Origin of the sequence: Nocardioides sp. zg-DK7169 (assembly GCF_013155365.1) — a bacterium.
Taxonomy (GTDB): domain Bacteria; phylum Actinomycetota; class Actinomycetes; order Propionibacteriales; family Nocardioidaceae; genus Nocardioides.
On sequence record NZ_JABJRA010000001.1, the window covers coordinates 103146 to 123780 of the forward strand.

General features: G+C 72.8%; 23 protein-coding genes and 1 pseudogene. 10 read left to right on the top strand and 14 right to left on the bottom strand.

Going from position 1 to position 20635, the window contains the following annotated elements; all coding sequences use genetic code 11:
- Positions 1–18: 18 nt before the first annotated feature.
- Positions 19–681: a TrkA family potassium uptake protein gene (locus HOQ23_RS00445; protein WP_172210813.1), complete on the top strand. Its 663-nt coding sequence runs from the start codon at positions 19–21 to the stop codon at positions 679–681.
- A gap of 1 nt (position 682) precedes the next feature.
- Positions 683–1354, top strand: a complete 672-nt coding sequence (locus tag HOQ23_RS00450) for a TrkA family potassium uptake protein (protein ID WP_172210815.1) — start codon at positions 683–685, stop codon at positions 1352–1354.
- Between the two features lie 27 nt (positions 1355–1381).
- On the opposite strand, the gene HOQ23_RS00455 is transcribed toward HOQ23_RS00450, so the two are convergent.
- The 4 genes from HOQ23_RS00455 to dut all read right to left on the bottom strand — a co-directional run bounded on the left by HOQ23_RS00455 (position 1382) and on the right by dut (position 3688).
- Positions 1382–2143, bottom strand: a complete 762-nt coding sequence (locus tag HOQ23_RS00455; RefSeq protein WP_367650308.1) for a DUF3159 domain-containing protein — start codon at positions 2141–2143, stop codon at positions 1382–1384.
- Positions 2140–2493 (bottom strand): OB-fold nucleic acid binding domain-containing protein, encoded by a 354-nt coding sequence (locus HOQ23_RS00460; RefSeq protein ID WP_172210817.1) that lies wholly within the window; start codon positions 2491–2493, stop codon positions 2140–2142. The genes HOQ23_RS00455 and HOQ23_RS00460 overlap by 4 nt, the downstream gene beginning before the upstream one ends.
- Before the next feature lie 13 nt (positions 2494–2506).
- Positions 2507–3163: a DUF3710 domain-containing protein gene (locus tag HOQ23_RS00465; protein WP_172210819.1), complete on the bottom strand. Its 657-nt coding sequence runs from the start codon at positions 3161–3163 to the stop codon at positions 2507–2509.
- An 87-nt stretch (positions 3164–3250) separates the two neighbouring features.
- A complete protein-coding gene (dut, locus tag HOQ23_RS00470) occupies positions 3251–3688 on the bottom strand; it encodes a dUTP diphosphatase (RefSeq protein WP_367650338.1) in 438 nt (145 codons plus the stop codon).
- A 118-nt stretch (positions 3689–3806) separates the two neighbouring features.
- Here dut and HOQ23_RS00475 point away from each other — a divergent pair, with 118 nt between their 5' ends.
- Both HOQ23_RS00475 and HOQ23_RS00480 read left to right on the top strand, forming a co-directional pair.
- Complete coding sequence (locus HOQ23_RS00475) at positions 3807–4301, top strand: DUF3093 domain-containing protein (protein ID WP_367650309.1); 495 nt, start codon at positions 3807–3809, stop codon at positions 4299–4301.
- 9 nt (positions 4302–4310) lie between these two features.
- Positions 4311–4601, top strand: a complete 291-nt coding sequence (locus HOQ23_RS00480; protein ID WP_172210823.1) for a DUF4235 domain-containing protein — start codon at positions 4311–4313, stop codon at positions 4599–4601.
- 85 nt (positions 4602–4686) lie between these two features.
- Here HOQ23_RS00480 and HOQ23_RS00485 read toward each other — a convergent pair whose 3' ends face one another.
- The 3 genes from HOQ23_RS00485 to HOQ23_RS00495 all read right to left on the bottom strand — a co-directional run bounded on the left by HOQ23_RS00485 (position 4687) and on the right by HOQ23_RS00495 (position 7145).
- Positions 4687–4977 carry a DUF4193 domain-containing protein gene (locus HOQ23_RS00485; protein ID WP_172210825.1) on the bottom strand — a complete coding sequence of 97 codons (291 nt, stop codon included), beginning with the start codon at positions 4975–4977 and terminating at the stop codon, positions 4687–4689.
- 192 nt (positions 4978–5169) lie between these two features.
- Positions 5170–6024 (bottom strand): inositol monophosphatase family protein, encoded by an 855-nt coding sequence (locus HOQ23_RS00490; RefSeq protein ID WP_367650310.1) that lies wholly within the window; start codon positions 6022–6024, stop codon positions 5170–5172.
- 5 nt (positions 6025–6029) lie between these two features.
- Positions 6030–7145, bottom strand: coding sequence for a ferrochelatase (locus tag HOQ23_RS00495; RefSeq protein ID WP_172210827.1), 1116 nt, complete (start codon positions 7143–7145; stop codon positions 6030–6032).
- Positions 7146–7213: 68 nt separating this feature from the next.
- Between HOQ23_RS00495 and HOQ23_RS00500 the strand changes: the two genes are divergently transcribed.
- Both HOQ23_RS00500 and HOQ23_RS00505 read left to right on the top strand, forming a co-directional pair.
- Positions 7214–8437, top strand: coding sequence for an MFS transporter (locus HOQ23_RS00500; RefSeq protein WP_172210829.1), 1224 nt, complete (start codon positions 7214–7216; stop codon positions 8435–8437).
- A gap of 11 nt (positions 8438–8448) precedes the next feature.
- Positions 8449–9765 (top strand): D-arabinono-1,4-lactone oxidase, encoded by a 1317-nt coding sequence (locus HOQ23_RS00505; RefSeq protein ID WP_172210831.1) that lies wholly within the window; start codon positions 8449–8451, stop codon positions 9763–9765.
- A 24-nt stretch (positions 9766–9789) separates the two neighbouring features.
- On the opposite strand, the gene HOQ23_RS00510 is transcribed toward HOQ23_RS00505, so the two are convergent.
- The 3 genes from HOQ23_RS00510 to HOQ23_RS00520 form a co-directional block, all read right to left on the bottom strand.
- Entirely contained in the window at positions 9790–10644 is an 855-nt protein-coding gene (locus HOQ23_RS00510) for an ABC transporter permease (RefSeq protein ID WP_172210833.1), read from the bottom strand.
- Positions 10641–11627 carry an ATP-binding cassette domain-containing protein gene (locus HOQ23_RS00515; RefSeq protein WP_172210835.1) on the bottom strand — a complete coding sequence of 329 codons (987 nt, stop codon included), beginning with the start codon at positions 11625–11627 and terminating at the stop codon, positions 10641–10643. Before HOQ23_RS00515 ends, HOQ23_RS00510 begins: the two co-directional genes overlap by 4 nt.
- Positions 11628–11729: 102 nt before the next feature.
- The gene (locus tag HOQ23_RS00520; RefSeq protein ID WP_367650311.1) at positions 11730–12374 is read right to left on the bottom strand and encodes a trimeric intracellular cation channel family protein; all 645 of its coding nucleotides are present in this window, start codon (positions 12372–12374) and stop codon (positions 11730–11732) included.
- Positions 12375–12465: 91 nt separating this feature from the next.
- Between HOQ23_RS00520 and sepH the strand changes: the two genes are divergently transcribed.
- Positions 12466–13476, top strand: a complete 1011-nt coding sequence (sepH, locus tag HOQ23_RS00525) for a septation protein SepH (protein ID WP_172210837.1) — start codon at positions 12466–12468, stop codon at positions 13474–13476.
- 30 nt (positions 13477–13506) lie between these two features.
- On the opposite strand, the gene HOQ23_RS00530 is transcribed toward sepH, so the two are convergent.
- The gene (locus tag HOQ23_RS00530; RefSeq protein ID WP_172210839.1) at positions 13507–14340 is read right to left on the bottom strand and encodes a sulfurtransferase; all 834 of its coding nucleotides are present in this window, start codon (positions 14338–14340) and stop codon (positions 13507–13509) included.
- A gap of 43 nt (positions 14341–14383) precedes the next feature.
- Between HOQ23_RS00530 and HOQ23_RS00535 the strand changes: the two genes are divergently transcribed.
- Positions 14384–15046 (top strand): thymidine kinase, encoded by a 663-nt coding sequence (locus tag HOQ23_RS00535; RefSeq protein ID WP_172210841.1) that lies wholly within the window; start codon positions 14384–14386, stop codon positions 15044–15046.
- Positions 15047–15613: 567 nt separating this feature from the next.
- Here HOQ23_RS00535 and HOQ23_RS20640 read toward each other — a convergent pair.
- Positions 15614–15955 (bottom strand): annotated as a pseudogene (locus HOQ23_RS20640) (helix-turn-helix domain-containing protein); the annotation flags it as partial.
- A gap of 185 nt (positions 15956–16140) precedes the next feature.
- On the opposite strand from HOQ23_RS20640, the gene HOQ23_RS00545 reads away from it, so the two are divergent.
- Entirely contained in the window at positions 16141–17463 is a 1323-nt protein-coding gene (locus HOQ23_RS00545; protein WP_172210843.1) for an HNH endonuclease signature motif containing protein, read from the top strand.
- A 180-nt stretch (positions 17464–17643) separates the two neighbouring features.
- On the opposite strand, the gene HOQ23_RS00550 is transcribed toward HOQ23_RS00545, so the two are convergent.
- A complete protein-coding gene (locus HOQ23_RS00550) occupies positions 17644–18054 on the bottom strand; it encodes a hypothetical protein (protein ID WP_172210845.1) in 411 nt (136 codons plus the stop codon).
- 346 nt (positions 18055–18400) lie between these two features.
- Between HOQ23_RS00550 and HOQ23_RS00555 the strand changes: the two genes are divergently transcribed.
- Positions 18401–18880, top strand: coding sequence for a hypothetical protein (locus HOQ23_RS00555; protein WP_172210847.1), 480 nt, complete (start codon positions 18401–18403; stop codon positions 18878–18880).
- A 10-nt stretch (positions 18881–18890) separates the two neighbouring features.
- Here HOQ23_RS00555 and HOQ23_RS00560 read toward each other — a convergent pair whose 3' ends face one another.
- Complete coding sequence (locus HOQ23_RS00560) at positions 18891–20600, bottom strand: NAD(P)/FAD-dependent oxidoreductase (protein ID WP_172210849.1); 1710 nt, start codon at positions 20598–20600, stop codon at positions 18891–18893.
- Between the last annotated feature and the right edge of the window lie 35 nt (positions 20601–20635).

A 20635-nucleotide genomic window follows, 5' to 3' on the forward strand; every position in this document is an offset into this window, starting at 1 on the left:
GGGCGCTACGGTTCTGCTGTGCATGTCGTGATCATGGGCTGCGGCCGCGTCGGTTCGACGCTCGCGCGCAGCCTCGAGGACCGCAACCACACGGTGTCAGTCATCGACAGCGAACCCGATGCGTTCCGCCGCCTCGGACCCGGCTTCAACGGGGACAAGGTGGTCGGCTACGGCTTCGACCAGCAGGTCCTCGAGCGGGCCGGCATCCGGCGAGCGGACGCCTTCGCGGCCGTCTCCAGCGGCGACAACTCCAACATCATCTCCGCGCGGGTCGCGCGGGAGACCTTCGGCATCCAGCAGGTCGTCGCCCGCATCTACGACCCGGGACGCGCCGAGGTCTACCAACGTCTGGGCATCACCACCGTGGCCACGGTGAAGTGGACGGCCGACCAGGTCCTGCGCCGGCTGCTGCCGGCCGGCGCGGAGCCCAACTTCCGCGACCCCTCCGGCACGATCCGCCTCGACCAGGTGCCGATCACCGAGCAGTGGGTCGGGCAGCGCACCATCGACTTCCAGGCCCAGACTCGCAGCCGGATCGCCTGGATCGACCGGCTCGGCGAGGGGATGCTGCCCAACCGGGACACGGTGATCCAGGAGGGCGACCTGATCCACCTGGTGATGCGCGAGGACGGCGCCGCCCACGCCTTCAAGGTCATCGACCGCGGACCCGAGGAGGCCTGAGATGCGTGTCGCCATCGCCGGAGCCGGCGCCGTGGGGCGCTCGATCGCCCGCGAGCTGATCCAGAACGGCCACGAGGTCCTGCTCATCGACAAGAAGGCCGAATCGATCAAGCCCGAGCGGGTCCCGGACGCCGAGTGGCTGCTCGCGGACTGCTGCGAGCTCTCCTCGCTCGAGGAGGCCCGCCTGGACCGCTGCGACGTGGTCATCGCCGCCACCGGCGACGACAAGGCCAACCTGGTCACCTCGCTGCTGGCCAAGACCGAGTTCGGCGTCCCACGGACCGTCGGCCGCGTGAACCACCCGAACAACGAGTGGCTGTTCACCGAGGCCTGGGGCGTCGACGTCAACGTCTCGACCCCGCGCATCATGTCGGCGCTGGTCGAGGAGGCCGTCACGGTCGGCGACCTGGTGCGGCTCTTCACCTTCCGCCAGGGCAACGCCAACCTGGTCGAGATGACGCTCCCCGCGGACTCGCCGTACGTCGGGAAGCCGGCGGGGCTGATCCCGCTGCCGGAGAACTGCGCGCTGGTGACCATCCTGCGCGACGGGCAGGTCTACGCCCCCGACGCCGACCAGCCGATCGAGTCCGGCGACGAACTGCTCTTCGTGGTGCCCGACGAGCGCGAGGACGAGCTGGAGCGCCTGCTGGCGCCCCGCCACCACGGCGGCTGAGGCCGGGCCCGAGGCGCCAACCGGGGCTCAGGCCTCCTGGGGCTGGTCCGCGTCGTCGCCGATGGGCGTGGCGTTGCGGGCCAGCAGCCAGATCATCAGGCTCCACGAGGCGATGCGCAGCGGCCAGCCCAGCCCGAGGCGGAGCACCCCGAGCAGCAGCACCGCGAGGTCGACGTCGATCACGTCGGCCCACCCCAGCAGCCACACCGGGCCCTGGAGCAGCACCCCGATCCCGCCCGGCGCCAGGAACACCCAGGTCAGGCGGCTGCACAGGCGCACGATCTGCTTGTCCTGGTGCCAGGCCGTGGGGTCGCCGGTGACGCTGCCGAGCATGAACCCGATGAACGGCCAGCCCGCCAGGCACGAGCCCGCCATCACGATCGTGTAGCCCAGGCTGACCAGGATCCCGGGCAGGAAGAACGCCAGGGCCTGGTCGGACTCCGAGCCGCCCGAGCTGGCCGCGATCCGCACGAACACCCAGCCGATGCCGATCGCGAACAGCGCGTTGAGCGCGTACTGCAGCGTGCTGCGTTGGACCAGGCGCGCGACGATGGCCGCGCCGACCGCGGCGAGGCTGACGACCAGGGCGAGCTGGAGCTCCTTGGTGGTCAGCCACAGGATCGTGAAGAGCATGCCGGGGATGCCGGCCTCCACCATCCCGCGGCGACCGCCCAGCGCCGCCGCCATCTGGGAGCGCACCAGCGCCTCGACCGTGGCCACGGTCGGGACGGCACGCGCCGGGGCGTCGGGGCCCTGCGGGTCGTGGCGGTCGTGGGACGCGTCGCTCACGGCAGCAGCTCGTATCGGGGGTTGTACATGATGCGGACGCCCTCCTGGACGCCGATGCGTGCCTGGACCTGGATGGTGGTGCCGGGCCGGATGCCGGCGATGCGGCGCCGGCCCAGCCACACGATGGTGAGCGCGCCGGTGCCGTCGACCAGCTCGGCCTCCAGGGCCGGTACGCCGCCGCGCGGGCGCAACGTGACCGTGCGCAGCGTGCCGCGCAGCCGCACCGGCTCCCGGTCGGGTGCCTCGGCGATGGTGTCGAGCCCCTGCCCGGTGTGGACCTCACGCAGGTCGCGGGCCTCCTGGTCGCCGGTGTCGGCCCAGCGACGCAGGGTGCGGCGCAGGCGGCTCACGCGTCGGCGCCGTTCAGGAGTCGGCCGGCGGGTCGACCCGCCGCGCGGACTCGGGCATGACCACCGGGAGCGGCTCGCCGACCGGCATCGGGCTGGAGCCGCGGCGTACGGCGATCGCGGTGATCGTGTCGACCCAGTCCTGCGGGATCTCGGTCTCGGTGGCGGGGCGGCCCATCAGGGTCGCGCGCAGCAGCCAGCGGGGGCCGTTGATGCCCACGATCCGCGAGGCCTGGGTGCCGGTGGCGCCGTCGGTGCCCCGCACCGGCATCTGGCACACCAGCTCGGGGCCGAAGTGGCCCTCGCGCTCGGTGGCGCTGCCGCCGCGTCGGGTCATGTCGGCTGCGATCTGGGGACGCACCTCGCCCCACAGGTCGCCGTTGCGTGGGGCCGCGAACGCACGGATCTCCAGGGCGCCGTCGGGGCCGGCGAGCAGCACGGCCTGCACCTCGCCGGTCTTCTCGTTGACCTGCAGGCGCAGGTCGCGCCCGGGCAGCGGCGGGACCAGCAACGAGCCCAGGTCGACGTGGTGCGGGCCGCCCTCGGGCAGATCGGCGGCGTCGAACGGGCCGACCGCCGGCTCCGGCTCGGGCGCCGGCTCCGCACCAGAGGTCCCGGTCGCGTCGGCCGAGGTGTCGGCGGAATCCGGAGTGGACTTGCGGCGGAACTTCACTGGTGGTGCCTCTCGTGACGGACTGCGTGGATGCTCGACGTGCAGGTGGGGCGCCGCTGCCGGGGGCAGCAGGCGGGCGCGGGCGCCTCAGGCGCGTGCGAACCCTCCAGTAGAACCGTAACCGCCCTCACCACGCACCGAGGCGGGGAGTTCATCCACCTCGACGAACGCAGCCCGCTCGAAGCGCTGGACCACCAGCTGGGCGATCCGGTCGCCCCGGCTCAGCACGATGGCCTCGCGGGGGTCGTGGTTGACCAGCAGGACCTTCACCTCGCCGCGGTAGCCGGCGTCGATGGTCCCGGGCGTGTTGAGGATCGACAGCCCGTGGCGCGCCGCCAGCCCGGATCGGGGGTGGACCAGCGCGACGTACCCCTCGGGCAGCGCCAGGGCGATCCCGGTGGGCACGAGGGCGCGCTCCCCCGGCGCCAGGTGCAGGTCGACGGTGGTCACCAGGTCCGCGCCGGCGTCGCCGGGGTGGGCGTAGGACGGCAGCGGCAGGTCACGGTCCAAGCGTCGCACCCGGATCTCGAGATCGGCGGGAGCTGCGGGACCGGCGCCGAGGGCACCGCTCGTCGGGGAGGCGGAAGGGGTGGGAGAAGGAGCCACCCGCGGACTGTATCGACCGGGATGGGAAACTGGGGGCGTGCCGCACCCTTCCGCTGACGCCTCGCCCTCCACCGTGGCCTACTCCGAGCGCCTCGGCGTGCCGCTGCGCTGGTGGGCACAGGGATTCATGTTCACGGCCAGCGTCTGGCTGGCGGTCGTCGTCGCCCTCCCCGGCGGGCTTGCGTGGCTCATCACCGCCCTCGTCGCGCTGCTCATCGCCGCCGGCTTCCTCTCCTACGGCTCGGCGCGGATCACCGTCGCGAACGGCGAGCTCCAGGCCGGCCGCGCCCGGATCTCCGCGCAGCACCTCGGCTCGGCGACCGCGCTGGACGCCGAGCAGACCCGCCGGGCCGCTGGCAGGGATGCCGACGTCCGTGCCCACCTGCTGCTGCGCCCCTACCTCAAGCGCTCCGTGCGCGTGGTGATCACCGATCCCCGCGACCCCGCGCCGTACTGGCTGCTGAGCACCCGCCACCCCGAGGAGCTCGCCCGCGCACTGAGCGCGCTGCATGAGGCGCGGCAGGGTGGGTAGATTTCTTCCATGGCTTCTGGAGGCTCCAAGACCTGGTCCATCTTCTCGCTGATCGCGGCCGTCGGTGCCGCCGCGATGGCGAAGAAGGCCGCCGACACCACCTGGAAGGTCACCACCGGCAAGAAGCCGCCGGAGAACCCGGCGGACCCCGACGTGGAGATCTGGGAGGCCGTCAGCTGGGCCGTGGTCAGCGGTGTCGCGGTCGGCCTGGCGCGGATGCTCGCCCAGCGCAAGGCGGCGAACTACTACGCCCGCTCGACCGGCCACCTCCCCGCCGACCTGCGCAAGGACGGCAAGTAGGCCCACGACGTGACCGGGCCGCGGTCCCCTCGGGGGCCGCGGCCCGTTGTCATGCCGTCCGCCGCCCGTGCGGGCGGTCGGGCGCTCAGGCGCAGTCGCGGCAGATCATCGTCTTCGGGTTCGCCAGCTGCGAGCGGTGGTGCACCAGGAAGCAGCTCATGCAGGTGAACTCGTCGTCCTGCTTGGGCTTGACCTCGACGGCGAGCTGCTCGTGCGACAGGTCGGCTCCGGGCAGCTCGAAGGCCTCGGCCGCCTCGGTCTCGTCCTCGTCGACCTTGCCCGACTGCTTGTCGTGGCGGCGCGCCTTGATCTCCTCGATGCTCTCCTCGGACTGGTCCTCCTCGTTCTTGCGCGGCGCGTCGTAGTCGGTCGCCATGGCCGCTCACTCCCTCCCTGGGTGCTGCCCGTCGCCTCGATGGTCAGGACGCCCGGGTGCGGGCTCCGTCGGCTCGTCGGCGCCAGATTGTGCACCATCGGGGTGACCGGTGCACTCCGGCCGGGCGTGGTGCCGAGAACCGCCGCCTGAACAGCAGGTCGGGCGCGGCTATTCCCGCGCCCGCCGGGTGGGTCAGACCCCTGTGGGGCCCGTCGTAGGGCCGGGCGCGAGGCCGGTCGTGGGATCGGCGTAGCCGGCCAGCAGCACCGCCTCGCGCAGCTCCTCGAAGCCGTGGGCGGGGGCGCACAGCAGCAGGTCGCGGCCGCCGACACCACGCAGGATCTCGGTGCGGGCCCCGGCCGCGCGGGCGATCAGCGCCCCGGCCGCATGGTCCCACAGGTGCACGCCCTCCTCGACGTACCCGTCGACGGTGCCCTCGGCGACGTGGCACAGGTCGAGCGCGCACGACCCGAGCCGACGGATGTCGCGCACCCGCGGCAGCAGCCGCACCAGCGCCTCGGCCTGGAGCCGGCGCAGCTCGGCGGAGTAGGAGAACCCCGTGGCGACCAGGCGCTGCGCCAGCGGCGCGGGGCCGCGCACGGACATCGGTACGCCGTCCCGAGTGGCGACCGGACCCCCGTCGGACGGGTCGGGCCCGCCGACGTGCCCGACGTACTCGGTGCCGGTGGCGACGTTGAGCACCACCCCGGCCACGATGGTGCCATCGACCTCGGCCGCGATCGACACGGCGTACTGCGGCAGGCCGTAGAGGAAGTTGACGGTGCCGTCGATCGGGTCGACGACCCAGCGCACGCCGCTGGTGCCCGCCTCGTCCTCGCCCTCCTCGCCCAGGATCGCGTCGTGGGGACGGCGCTCGCGCAGCATCGCCCGGATCAGCTCCTCGCTGGCCCGGTCGGTCTCGGTGACGACGTCGACGTCGCTGGACTTGGTGGCCGCGACGCTCACGCCCTGCGCGGCGCGCTCACGGACCAGAGCAGCGGCGGCGCGGGCCACCTCCAGGGCGACGGCCGCGAGGTCCGGGCCCACCGTGCTCAGGCCCCGCACAGGGCGGGGCGCTCGCCGCGGGGGTTGGGGCAGCAGGTGCGCGGGCAGGCGTCCCACAGCGGGCCGATCTCGCCGGTCGACACGCGAGCCACGTCCTCGCCGCGCTCGACGGCGGCACGCTCGGTGAGCAGGTCGCGCACGGCGGCCACGAAGCGCGGGTCGTTGCCGGCGGTGGCCGAGCGCCGGGCCGGGAGCCCGAGCCGCTCGGCGGTCGCCATCGCCTCGGTGTCGAGGTCGTAGATGACCTCCATGTGGTCCGAGACGAACCCGACCGGCACCATCACCACGGCCGGCACCCCCGCCTCGTGCAGCGCCTCGAGGTGGTCGTTGACGTCCGGCTCCAGCCACGGGATGTGCGGCGCGCCGGAGCGCGAGCAGTAGACCAGCTCGTGGGGGTGGGTGCGGCCGGTCTCCTCCTCGAGGCGGGCGACCGCGGTCGCGGCGACGTCGAGGTGCTGGGCGACGTACGCGCCGCCCTCGGGGCCGCTGGTGGCCGCCATCGTCTCCGGGATCGAGTGGGTCACGAAGGCCAGGTGCGCCCCGTCACGGACCTCCTCGGGCAGGTCGGCGAGCGCGGCGAGCACCCCGTCGACGACCGGCTCCACGAACCCCGGGTGGTTGAAGTAGTGGCGCAGCTTGTCCAGCTGCGGCGCGGCATCGACGCCACCGGGCAGGGCATCGGCGGCGTCCCAGAGGTTCTCGCGGTACTGCCGGCAGCTCGACCACGAGGAGTACGCGCTCGTCACGAAGCACGCGGCACGCGTGACGCCGTCCGCGGCCATCTGCGCGAGGGTGTCGGTCAGGTAGGGGTCCCAGTTGCGGTTGCCCCAGTAGACCGGCAGGTCGATGCCGGCCTCGGCGAGGTCCGCGCGCAGCGCGGCGAGGAACGCGCGGTTCTGGTCGTTGATGGGCGAGCGTCCGCCGAACAGGCTGTAGTGCTGCCCCACCTCGGCCAGCCGCTCGCGCGGGATCCCCCGGCCGCGCGTGACGTTCTCCAGGAACGGGACGACGTCGTCGGGGCCCTCCGGGCCGCCGAAGGAGACCAGCAGGAGGGCGTCGTACGGAGCGACGAGGGAGGCGGCGTCGTAGGGCTGGGCGGACATGGCCCCATCGTAGGGACGGGCCACCAATTCACTCGGCACGGGCAGGGGGACCTACCGTTTCCAGCACCATGTCAGTGCTCACGTCCTACCGGCGGGTGCTCGCCGAACCCGGCGCGCTCCTGTTCAGCCTCACCGGCCTCGTCGCCCGGCTCCCGATCTCGATGGCCGGCCTCGGCATCGTGCTCCTCGTCGAGTCCGCCTCGGGCTCCTACGGCGTCGCCGGCGCGGTCTCGGCCGCCTACATGGTGGCCAACGCGATCCTCGCGATCTTCCAGGGCCGGCTGCTCGACCGGCTCGGCCAGCGCACCGTCCTGAGCGTCGCCGCCGTCGTGTTCGGCGTCGCCATGGTGCTGCTCGTGCAGTCGGTCGAGGCGGGCTGGCCGATGGCCGCCACCTACGCCGCCGCCGTCGTCGCGGGCGGCTCGCTGCCCCAGATCGGCTCGTGCGTGCGCGCCCGGTGGGCGCACGTGCTCGACGCGCCGTCGCAGGTCCAGACGGCGTTCGCGCTGGAGGCCGTCCTCGACGAGGTCGTGTTCGTCCTCGGCCCGATCCTGGTCACGATGCTCGCGACCGCGGTGCACCCGGTCGCCGGCCTCGCCGTCGCCGTGGTCGCCGGCGTGGGCGGCAGCCTCGCCTTCGCCGCGCAGCGCGGCACCGAGCCCCCGGCCCACCCGCGCGACAGGTCCTCCGGCGTGCGCCCGCCGCTGCCCTGGCGCACCCTGGTGCCGCTCGGGGTCGTCGCGACCGCGCTCGGGGTGCTGTTCGGCGCCGCCGAGGTCACCACTGTCGCCTTCGCCGACGAACGCGGCGTCCGCGCCTGGTCCGGCGCCCTGCTGGCGCTGTGGGCGCTCGGCAGCCTCGCCTCCGGCGTCGTGGTCGGCGCGATCGTGTGGAGGCGCGGGCCCGAGGTCCGGGTCCGCTGGGGCGCGGCCGGCATGGCCCTGGCGATGACGCCGCTGTACTTCGTCGACTCCGTGCTGCTCATGGGCGGGCTGCTGCTGGTCGGCGGTGTGGCCATCGCGCCGACGATGATCGCCTGCCTCTCGCTGACCGAGCGGGTGGTGCCGTCCTCGCGTCTGACCGAGGGGATGGCCATCGTGCAGACCGGCATCACCGCGGGGGTCGCCCCGGGGGCGACGCTGAGCGGGGTCGTCGTGGACAACCACGGCTCCTCCGCCGCCTACCTCGTGACCGTCGCCGCCGGCCTGGTCGCGGCCGCCGCCGCGCAGCTGCTGCCGCGCGAGGTCCCGGCCCCCGACGAGCCGGCCCCGCAGGAGGAGCCCGCCCACTAGGCTCCCGTCGCGTGACGGAGCGGACGAGCTGGGCGTGGACGAACTGGTCGGGTCTCGAGACGGCGCGTCCGCGGCGCATCGTCGACCCGGTGGACACCACCGAGGTCGTCGCGGAGGTCGAGCGTGCCCGCGCCGACGGCACGACGCTCAAGATGGTCGGCACCGGTCACAGCTTCTCCGCGATCGCCGCCCCCGAGCACACGATGCTCCGCCCGGTCCGGCGCGGGATCATCGAGGTGGACCGCGCCGCGATGACGGTGACCGCGCACGCCGGCACCCCGCTCCTCGAGCTCAACGCCGAGCTCGAGCGTCTCGGGCTGAGCCTGCACAACATGGGCGACATCGACCGCCAGACGCTCGCGGGGGCGGTGTCCACCGGCACCCACGGCAGCGGCGGGCACGCCGCCGGCCTGGCCGCCCAGCTCGCCGGCCTCGAGCTGGTCACCGGGACCGGCGAGGTGCTGCGCGCGAGCGCGACGCACCACCCCGATGTCTTCGACGCCGCGCGCGTCGGGCTGGGCGCCCTGGGCGTGCTCACCACGCTGACCTTCCGCGTCGAGCCGCTGTTCGTGCTCGAGGCGCACGAGGAGCCGATGGCCTGGGACACCGCGCTCGGGGACTTCGACCGGATCAGCGCGGAGAGCCACCACGTCGACATGTACTGGTTCCCCCACACCGACCGGGTGCTGCTCAAGCGCAACGACCGCCTCGACGTCGACCTCGACGAGGCCGAACCGCTCCCCCGCTGGCGCGCGACCCTCGACGACGACCTGTTGTCGAACCGGTTCTTCGGGGCCGTGTGCGTGCTCGGCAACGCGGTCCCGCGCGCCGTACCGCTGATCAACCGGGTCAGCTCACGCGCGCTGGGCGCCCGCACCTACAGCGACGTCCCGCACCGCGTCTTCACCACCGAGCGCCGCGTCGTCTTCCGCGAGATGGAGTACGCCGTGCCGCGCGCGGCGGGCCTGTCCGCGCTGCGCGAGGCCCGCGCGGCGCTGGAGGCCTCCGGGCTCCGGGTGGGCTTCCCCGTGGAGGTGCGCACCGCGCCGGCCGACGACATCGCGCTGTCGACGGCCTCGGGGCGCGACTCGCTCTACCTGGCCTTCCACGTGCACCGCGACGCCGACCACCACGCCTACTTCGCGCTGATGGAGCAGGTCATGCGCGCCCACGACGGGCGGCCCCACTGGGGCAAGGTGCACACCCGGACCGCGGCCGACCTGGCCCCGGCGTACCCGCGCTTCGAGGAGTTCCTCGCAGTGCGCGACCGGCTCGACCCCGACCGCGTCTTCGCGAACCCCTACCTGCGCCGGGTGCTGGGCGACTGATGCCCGCGCCCGGCGCGGCGGGCCTCAGGTGCGCCGGTTGTAGAGCCGCAGCGCGAGCGGGGCGAACACGGCGGTGATCGCCACCGACATCACCAGCACGATCAGGATGTCGCCGGCGTCGGGGTTGTCATTCATCAGCCCGCGGGCCGCCTCGTTGAGCAGGGTGACCGGGTTGACGTCGACGAACGCGCGCAACCACCCCGGCATCGTCTCCGGCGGGGCGAAGACCGAGCTGATGAACGTGAGCGGGAACAGCACCATCATCGAGACGCCCATGACCGCGTTGGGGGTGCGGACCTTGAAGCCGACGATCAGCCACAGCCAGCTCAGCGCGAAGCAGAACGCGAGGAGCAGCAGCACGGCGAGCAGCACGCCGAGGACCCCGCCGGGGGCGCGGTAGCCGATCACCACCCCGACCACCAGCACCATGAACGAGGCCATCGCGTAGCGCAGCGTGTCGCCGAGCAGCGCGCCCACCAGCAGCGAGGGCCGCCACACCGGCAGCGAGCGGAAGCGGTCGAAGACGCCCTTCTCGATGTCGGTGTTGATGGTCAACGCGGTGTACATCGTGATGAAGACGACCGTCTGGGTGAGGATCCCCGGCAGGGCGTACTGCAGGTAGTCCTGCGGCGAGCCCGCGATCGCCCCGCCGAACACGAACGTGAACATCAGCGTGAACATGATCGGGAACATCGTCACGTCGAAGAGCTGCTCGGGGACGTGCTTGATCTTCAGCAGCGCCCGCCACGCGAAGCTGAACGAGGAGCTCACCGGCCCGGGCAGGTCCGGGCGCGCGCCGGAGCCGAGGGCTGCGGCGATCTGCTCGTCGGGGGTCCGCTCGACCAGGGTCTCGGCGCCGGACTCTCGCTGCGTGGTCATGCCGGAACCTCCTGGTCCGTCGGGTCGTTCTCCTGTGCCGGGCGACCGGTGAGCGCGAGGAACACCTCGTCGAGGCTGGGCTGGCCCAGGGCGTACTCGGTGACGGCCAGGCCGTGCTCGCCGACCCGCTGCAGCGCCGCCGCGACCCGCCCGGGCGCGGCCACCCGCATGCTGATCGCGGAGGGGTCGGACTCCAGGACCGGCACGGCGTCGAGGGACTCGGCCAGCAGCCGGGCCACCTCCTCGCGCTCGGCGGTGTCGGCCACCCGGACGTGCAGGGCGCCGGAGCCGACCGAGGCCTTGAGCTCGCCGCTGGTCCCCTCCGCGATCACCCGGCCGCGGTCGATGACCGCGATCCGGTCGGCGAGCTGGTCGGCCTCCTCGAGGTACTGCGTGGTCAGCAGGACGGTGGTCCCCGCCCCCACCAGCGCGCGCACGATCCCCCAGACCTGGTTGCGGCTGCGGGGGTCGAGCCCGGTGGTCGGCTCGTCGAGGAACATCAGGTCGGGACGCACCACGAGCGAGCCGGCCACGTCGATGCGCCGCCGCATGCCGCCGGAGTAGGCCTTGACCTGCCGCTTCGCGGCGTCGACCAGGTCGAAGGCCTCGAGCAGCTCGTCGGCGCGGTGGCGCGCGGCCGCCCGCCCGAAGCCGTACATCCGGGCCAGGAGGGTGAGGTTCTCGTGACCGGTGAGGTCCTCGTCGAGGGAGGCGAACTGGCCGGTCAGCGCCACCCGGGCGCGCACCTTGGCGGCCTCCCGGACCACGTCGTGGCCCAGCACCAGCGCGGTGCCGCTCGTGGGCTCGAGCAGCGTGGCCAGCATCCGGATGGTGGTGGTCTTGCCGGCGCCGTTCGGGCCGAGCACGCCGTAGACGCCCCCGGTGGGGATCGCCAGGTCGACCCCGTCGACCGCGCGCTCGGAGCCGAAGACACGGACCAGGTCGTGGGTCTCGATCGCGAGACCGGGGCTGGAAGGGGACATGGCCGTCATGCTGGCACTCCCCACGGACAGTCCGCACTGCGTTTCTTGCTCATGCAGGGGACCGACCGGGCCGCGACGGAGAACTCATCGGCCCCGGGCGGGTCAGACGCTGGCCGACCCCCGCGGCACCGGGGCCTGCCAGTGCCGCCAGATCGCCAGCAGCCGCCACACCAGGCAGACCACGGCCCCGGTGAGCGCGACGACCAGGATCGGCAGCCCGGCCCGCTCACCCAGCACCACGATGCAGGCACCGGCGAAGGCGGGGGTCCCGTAGAGCTCTCCACGGAACACCACCGGGACGCGCCCGGCGAGCACGTCGCGCAGCATCCCGCCGCCGACGCCGGTGACCATGCCCATCAGCGCGGCCGGGAGCGGGCCCAGGCCGTACTCCAGGGCCTTGAGGGCGCCGGAGACGCAGAAGACGGAGAGGCCGAAGGCGTCCAGGACGTTGATGGTGCGTTCCATCCGTCCGACGGCGGGATGGAAGAAGAAGGTGAGCAGCCCGGCGGCCACCGGCGCCATCAGGTAGCGCCAGTCGGCGAGCGCGGCCGGGGGCACGGCCCCGATCAGGACGTCGCGCAGGAAGCCGCCGCCGAGGCCCGTCGTGCCCGCCAGGATCAGGCAGCCGAAGACGTCGAGGCCCTTGCGCACCCCCACGATCGCGCCGGTCACGGCGAACACGAAGATTCCCACGAGGTCGAGCACCACGAGGGTGATGTCGGGGTCCGCACCCGGAACTGTCGGCACGCATGGAGGTTACCGACCTCACCGGACGGCTCTGGCGTAGGCTCGACCAGACCGGAGACCGCACGACGACGTGGCAGGAGCAGGGCAGGCGATGGCGCACCTCACGCTCGCAGGAGTGAGCGAGGACGGCAAGCGACTGCTGCTGGTCAGCGACGCGGGGGTCGAGCACACCCTCGAGATCGACTCCCGTCTCCGGGCCGCCCTGCGCGGCGAGACCGCACGCATCGGCCAGTTGGAGACACACATGGACAGCGCCCTCCGTCCCCGCGACATCCAGGCACGGATCCGTGCCGGGGAGACCCCGGAGTCGGTGGCGGAGGCGGCGCACACGACGGTGGAGCGCATCATGCCGTTCGCCGGCCCCGTGCTCGCCGAGCGCGAGCACGTCGCCCAGCGCGCGCAGCGCTCCTCCGTACGCCGCCGCACCAGCGAGGGGACCGGCTCCGCCCGCACCCTCGGCGACGCCGTCGAGAGCCACCTGCGCGGCATCAGCGTGACCAGCGACGCCGTGGAGTGGGACTCCTGGCGTCGCGACGACGGCCGCTGGGCGCTCACCGCCGCCTACGCGACCGCGCGTCGCAGCGGCACCGGGCACTTCACCTTCGACATGCCCGGCAACTACGTCGTGCCCGAGGACGACGACGCCCGCTGGCTGGTCGGCGACGTCGTGGAGGCCCCGGCCGCGGCCCGCAACGACCTCGAGGACGCCCGTCAGCGCCGCCTCGGCGCCGTACGACCCGGCGAGGCGGACCTGCCCCTGGGCGAGGACGCCATCGAGCTGGTCACCGAGGCCGCCGACCCCGCGGACGCCGACGAGCCGGTGGAGGCGTTCCTCGACGCGCGTCCCACCGACGAGAGCCCGCAGGCCGAGGAGGCCGCCGACGCCGTCGCGCTGGACGCCGACCCGGGATCGGACGGGTCCGAGACGGAGCAGCAGGCAGTTCCGGCCGCGAGCAGCGAGCCGGAGAGCGACCCCGAGCCGGAGCTCGAGCTGGAGCTCGCTCCCGAGCCGGCACCGCGTCGTACGGCGCGCAAGCGCGGTGGCCGGGCCTCGGTCCCGAGCTGGGACGAGATCATGTTCGGCGGCGGCAAGCAGGAGTGAGCCGAGCGCCGAGGCACCGCCTCGGCGTGCTCAGCCGCGCTCGACCGGCCGCGAGGGGTCGGTGATCCAGCCGCTCCAGCTGCCCGGGTACAGCGCCGCGCGCACCCCGGCCAGCTCGAGGGCCAGGACGTCGTGGGCGGCCGTGACCCCGGAGCCGCAGTAGACCGCGATGTCCTCCTCGCCACTGACCCCGGCGGCGGCGTAGAGGGCGCGGATCTCCTCGGCGGATCGGAACCGGCCGTCGGCGCGCAGGTTGGTCGTGGTCGGGACGTTGACCGCGCCGGGCACGTGGCCGGCGACCGGGTCGACCGGCTCGGTCTCGCCGCGGTAGCGCTCCGGCGCCCGGGCGTCGACCAGGACCGGGACGTCGAGGACGTCGTCCGCCTCGACCACCGGCATCCGCCCCGGGGCTGCGACGAAGTCCCCCGGCTCCGGACGCCGCGTGTCGACCTCGACCGGGCCCTCCTCGGCCAGCCACGCCGACCAGCCGCCGTCGAGCACCCGGACGTCGTCGTGGCCGTGGTGGCGCAGCAGCCACCAGCACCGGGCCGCGGCGTGCCCGGACCAGTCGTCGTACACGACCACCGGCCGGTCCGCGCGCACGCCCGCACGCCGCATGGCCGCCTCGAAGTCCGCCGGCGCCGGCAGCGGGTGGCGCCCACCCTCCCCGGGCGGCGCCGCCAGCTCGGTGTCCAGGTCGACGTACGCCGCGCCCGGCACGTGACCCGCGGCGTACTCCTGGGCGCCGGGCGGGCCGCCGAGGCGGTAGCGCACGTCGAGCACGGTCACGGAGGCAGCGTCGTCGTCCTTGCTGGCGGCGAGCAGGTCGCGCAGCTCGCGCGGCGAGATCAGGGGTCCGGTCATGCCGCCATCCTGCCCGCAGCGGCCTCGTGAAAGACTCCGAGGCGTGGCCGAACTGCAGTTCTTCACCGGGACGATGGACTCCGGCAAGAGCACTCTCGCGCTCCAGACCAACCACAACCACGCCGCGCGCGGTCGGTCCGGGCGGATCTTCACGACCCATGACCGCACCGGTCAGGCGCAGGTCTCCAGCCGCCTCGGCCTGACCCACGACGCCATCGAGGTCGAGGCCGACTTCGACTTCTGGCGCTACGTCGTCGACTCCCTCACCCAGGGCGCGCGCATCGACTACCTGGTGTGCGACGAGGCGCAGTTCTACACCCGCAAGCAGATCGACCAGCTCGCCAAGCTGGTCGACGAGCTGCAGATCGACGTGTTCGCCTTCGGCATCCTCACCGACTTCCGCACCGCGCTGTTCGAGGGCAGCCAGCGCCTCGTCGAGCTCGCCGACCGCATGAACGTCCTGCAGGTCGAGGCGCTGTGCTGGTGCGGCAAGCGAGCCACCCACAACGCCCGCACCGAGAACGGCGTCATGGTCACCGAGGGCGAGGTCATCGTCGTCGGCGACGTCGAGGAGCAGGAGCGCGGGCCCGCCGGCGACGCGAACGTCGCCTACGAGGTCCTGTGCCGCCAGCACCACCGCCGCCACCTCACCGCCGCCCGCGCCAAGGCCGTCAGCCTCGCCCCCGAGCCGCTCCCCTTCGGCTGACGCAGCACGCGTCCGCCGTCGGTCGAGCGGCCGCCGTCGGTCGGGTCTGCCGAGACCACGAGCGAGGACCGTTGGGGTGTGATGTCTCAGGACTTCGGTGACACTTCGGGCTTGCTGGGGCGGGTTCCGGGCGGTCGACCGTTGCCGACGTAGCGCACGCCGTGAGGCGGTCGGGTGTGTTCGGCGAGGATCTCGCCGTCGAGGTTGGTGATGGTGATCTTGGCGCCGAGCTGTGCCGTCGGTGATGACCAGGACGTGTTTGAAGGCGCGCTGCACGTCGACCTTGTACAAGACCGTGTCGACGGCGATGTTGCCGCTGGTTGCGACGGTGCGAACGCGGGTGTCGAGCGGCAGGTCTGCGGGCGCCCTGGGACGCGGGGTGCGGACCGGGAAGGGAGGTCGGTGGACTGGCCGGACTGGTTTCGGGCGAGGAGCTTCGACGGCGTCCCAGGCCTGTTGCGGGGTGATCCGGTCAGGACGTACTCGGTGGCGTCGAGCTGCCAGCAACGGACGCAAGTGCGTGATCCTGCAACCGATCGATGACGCGTTGGGCGCGGGATAGACGAACCGACGCCACGCCGCGCATGGCCGCTTCCTCGGTTCGAGTCTGGCGATGCCGGCTTCGCGGAAGATCCGTGCCAGCGCCGCGATCGAGGGCACCGGGGCGAGTCCGAGCGCTTTCATCTTGTCGTCCACGCTGATGGGGCCGTGATCTAAGCCGGAAGACTCCAACGCGGCGCGGACCCCGATGGCCTGCTGCTCGACCTCATCGCTCAGCCTAGTGGGGCTGTTCCTTGGCCGTCGGGTGCGGGGCTCGAGCGCCGCAGCCGGCCCTTCCTGCCGGACCCGGGCACGGATCGCGTAGAACGTCTTGCGGGAGATCTCGTGCTCGGCGCAAAAGGTCGACACCGCCCCGCGGGGAGCGTCGTTGGGCCACTGAGTAGTCGCGAGGCGGACACAGTGTCACCACCAAGCACCCCGGTTGTGTCACCGATGTCCTGACACAGAACTGTCACCGATGTCTTGAGACATCACAGGCGTGATCCCTGAGGAAAGTCCATTGCCCTCGAACACGTGTTCGAGTAGACTGAGGCATGGCCTCCCCCGAACTCCCCGACTGCGACACCCCAGCCGCCGTGCTGGCGTTCGTGCAGGAGCGGCGGGCTGCGGTGCAGCGAGCGGAGACCGAGACGCTGCAAGGGGCTCTCGCATGGGCGGCGATGCACCCCGAGGAGTCGGTGACCCCCAGTGCCTCCACGGCCCAGGCCAACGGCGGCCCCTTCGGCCCGATCTTCGCGGAGATCGCCGTACCCCTCGCCGGTGAGGGCACTCCCCTGGTGGCCGAGTTCGCCCCGATGGAGCTGGGCGCCGCGCTCGGCCTCTCTACCGACTCCGCGAAGTCGCTCATCGGCGACGCACTCGAGCTGGCCCACCGGCTCAAGCGGACCTGGGCTCTCGTGCAGGCCGGCGAGGTCCCGACCTGGAAGGCCCGTCGCGTTGCGCAGCTCACCACCACCTTGCCGCTCGCCGGGGCCGAGTACGTCGACCGCCAGCTCGCCCCCGTCGTGGGCAAGATCGGGTTCGCCGCCATCGGACGCCTCGTGGAGCACGCGACTGTGCTGTTCGACCCCGAGGGAGCGGAGAAGCAGCGCCGTCAGGCCGCCGACGGGCGTCGCTTCGACGTGCACACCGAGGCCGCCGACTTCGACGGCACCGTCCACGTCGAGGGCACCCTCGACCTCGCCGACGCGCTCGACCTCGACACCGCCATCCGGCAGGGCGCGGCGGAGCTCGCCGCCCTCGGCTCCGACGAGTCGCTGGACGTGCGGCGCTCGATGGCCGCCGGTGAGCTGGCTCGGCGCCAGCTGACCCTCGACCTGACGACCGAGGCCGGCGGGACCGCCGCGGTGGTGAAGCCCCGACAGGTCGTCATCCACGTCCACCTCGCCGACGCCGCGATCAGCCGCGACGAGACAGGCATCGCCCGCATCGAGGAGACCCGTTCCATCATCTCGACCGACCAGGTCCGTGACTGGTGCGCGAACCCGGACGCTCAGGTCGTCATCAAGCCCGTCATCGAGCTCGACGACCACCACCACACCGACGCGTACGCCGTCCCGGACCGGCTGGTCGAGCAGACCCGCCTGGCCACACCGGCATGTGCCTTCCCGTGGTGCGAGAGGCCGGCGAGGCGCTGCGACACCGACCACGTCATCGCCCACCGCTCCGGCGGCCCCACGTGCTCCTGCAACCTGGCCCCGCTGTGCCGCCGACATCACCGGGCGAAGACCCATACCGGCTGGACCTACGACCGCACCGACGCGGCGACCTACCTCTGGCGTTCCCCGCACGGCCTGCACCTCGTGAAAGACCACGGCGCCACCCATCTCCTCACCGCACACCCACCCGACGAGTAGGCCTCGACCCCCGGGACCCCGTCAGCGACCTGCTGGCGGGGCCAACAGGCCTGTCCGACCGCCGCTGGTCGAGCAGCGAGCGCCAGTGAGCTGGGCGACGTCGGCGAGTCTCACTGGGTGTGTCCCTCGTGGCGGCGGCGCGAATGGACCGTTGTGACGTGTGTTCGCCGGGCGAGTCGCTCAGTGGGGGATGGACTCGACGGTCGTCTTGTTCTGCCCGCAGACGATGTAGTGCGCGTACTTCGTCATCTGGCACGCACCATCAACCAGCTCTCTGTCCCCCAGCGGCGCGTCCAGTCGTACCTGGATGTCGTAGGACACGCCCACGTCGCTGCACGACATCGCACGGACGGTCTCCCTCACCGTGATGGTGACTCGTTTCGAGTCCTCTTCCACGTCCGCCTCTGCGCCGTCCCTGCACTCGCTGCCGGTGTAGGTCAGCTGCACGACTGCACCGTCCACCCTCGCCGGTTTGTTCCAAGGCGTCGGCTCGGACTGCCCGAAGACGTGCCACGCAGCCAAGCCGAGGACCCCGATCACGGCGGTAGCGACAATGACGAGCCGCCACGTCGCTGCTCCGCGCTGCGCCATCGCTACCACCGAACCCCCTCCGGTCTGCCGGTTCTCATATGACGCCTCGGTCTCAGCTGAGCAGTCCTTGGGCCGACATCCATTCGAGGTCGGGCTCGACCGGTTGCACGAGCCCGATGACCAGGCAGTCCAGTCCGGTCACCTGGAATCGACGCTGGCCCCACGGCTCGGTGTCGGATCGCAACCGCATTGCCCGACGTTCCGGGCTCGACCGACGGACGTCCGCGCTCGACCGGCGCGCCCCGGCGCCTGCGCCCCGCGCAATCCGCGCGTCCGGCGACGCCCCGTCGAGCGGTCTGGCGACTATGGTCGAGGAGATCTGTCTCACACCGACCGAGGAGCCGCCATGCACCCCACCCAGATCCCGCTGCGTCTCGCCACCGGCGCGTACATCCTCAACTCCGGCGTCAGCAAGCTCGGGGCCGACGAGGGCACCGCCCAGTACCTGCACGGGGCCGCCGCGTCCACCTACCCGACGCTGTTCAAGGACATGGAGCCGGCCAAGTTCGCCAAGCTGCTCGCCTACAGCGAGATCGCGGTGGGCACGGCGCTGCTGGCCCCCATGGTTCCCGCGACCGTCGCCGGCGCTGCCCTGACCGGCTTCGGGACGAGCCTGCTGGGCGTGTACTTCCGCACCCCGTCCATGACCCTGTCCGACGGCGTCCGCCCCAGCCAGGAGGGCATGGCGCTGGCGAAGGACTCCTGGCTGGTCGGCGGCGGCCTGACGCTACTGACCCAGGGCCTCCTCGGCGCCGCCAAGTCCGGGGTCAAGTCGGGCGTGAAGAGCTCCAAGAAGGCGGTACGCCGGGCCACCCCGGGACGCTGAGCGCGCCTGGTCAGGTGGTCGCCCGGGGTCGCCTGCGCGCCGCTCGCCGGATGGTCGACCCCGGCTTCGAGGCGAGCAGCGGGTCGAAGTCGTCGGTGACCGGCGTCAGGCGCTCCTCGTCCACGAAGACGGCGCCGTCGCGCACCTCCTGGGCGAGGTCGCGGCCGAGCACGGCACCGGCCGTGCCCATCCCGCCCCAGATCGTGGCGTTGATCCCGAACATGTGCTCCGTGCTGCCCCCGGCGAGGAACAGTCCCGGGATGTGGGTGGTGACCCGCGGCCGGAACGGGCCGAGGTTGCGCAGCAGCGGGGCGATGCCGTAGCAGGAGCCGTCGGTGGTGAGGGTGAAGCGTTCCTGGGTGATCGGCGTGGAGGCCTCGCAGAAGACCATCCGCTCGCGGATGTCGGGGATCAGCAGCTCCGCGGTGTCGAGCACCCGCTGGGTGAGCTCCTCCTTGACCTGCAGGTAGCGCTCGTCGCGGCCGTAGCCGGCTCCGTCCACCGGGCCGTCCCCGACGTTCCAGAACGCGTGCTCCTTCGGCGCCCAGCTCACCAGCTCGAGCGTGGAGTAGCCCGGCGGCGCCGAGTGCGTCCCCTCGGGGTCCTTGGCGGTCGGGCAGCTGATCCCCACCGGCATCTGCTCCGGGCAGCGCCCCGCGGCGACCTCGCGGTAGTAGCCGTCGACGTCGTTGGTCGGCCACACCCAGGCGAGCGGCGGCGTCCCCCGCTCTCGCAGGTCGACGTCGAGGGCGACGTACACCGCGAACATCGGCAGCGTCATCTCCAGGTTCGCCAGCCTGCGCCGCAGCCTCCGGGTGAGGTGCTGCTCGCCGACCAGGTCGGCCCAGGTCCGCTTGAAGTCGGCCGCGGAGACCACGGCCCCGGCGCGGATCTCCTCGCCGTCACGGAGGCGTACGCCGACCGCACGGCCGTCCTCGATCAGGATCTGCTCGACGTGTGCCTTGGTGCGGACCCGGCCGCCGTGGGTCGAGATGACGTCGGTCAGGTGGGCACCGATCACCTGGCCGCCGCCGCGGGGGTAGTAGGCCCCGGCCTGGAGGTAGTGGTGCAGGAAGCCCGCGTGCATGGCGGTCGGCGTGCGGTGCGGCGGCCACGTGTAGTCGCCGTTCTCGGCGAGGATCACCGCCTGGGCGTCGGCGCTGAGCCCGCACGCCGCCATCAGCGTCGTGATCGGCCGCACGCCCCAGCGCAGCAGGGCGAACGGGCGGCGCCGCGGGCGCTCGCCCGCCGCGATGGTCCGCATGATCCCCACGCACCGGCGCAGGCCCGCCTCCTCGTCGGGGAAGGCGGCGATCAGCCGCTCCAGGTAGGTGTCCCAGCCGGTCGGCGTCTGGAACGTCGTGCCCGGGACCATGATCTGGCAGTGGCCCTCGGGGCGCTGACGCAGCCACTTGATGCGCTCGGTGAGGGCCAGCCCGGACAGCGCGGTCTGCATCCGCCCGCCGGGGCCGCACTCGCCGACGTAGTGGGTGCCGACGTCGAACTCGAACTTGTTGCCCGCGCGCCGGAAGACCTGGGTGCTGCCGCCCACGACCTGGTTGGCCTCGAGCACCAGCACCCGCTTGCCGTTGGCCGCGAGGTACGCCGCGCAGGTCAGTCCGCCCGGGCCGGCGCCGACGACCACGACGTCCCAGGTCTCCGGGCGGGTCGGGTCATCGGCCTCGGGGGCCGGTATCGCGTCGGTGCTGGCCTGGGTCATCGCGGATCGGGCTCCATGTCAGGTGAGCGTAGGGG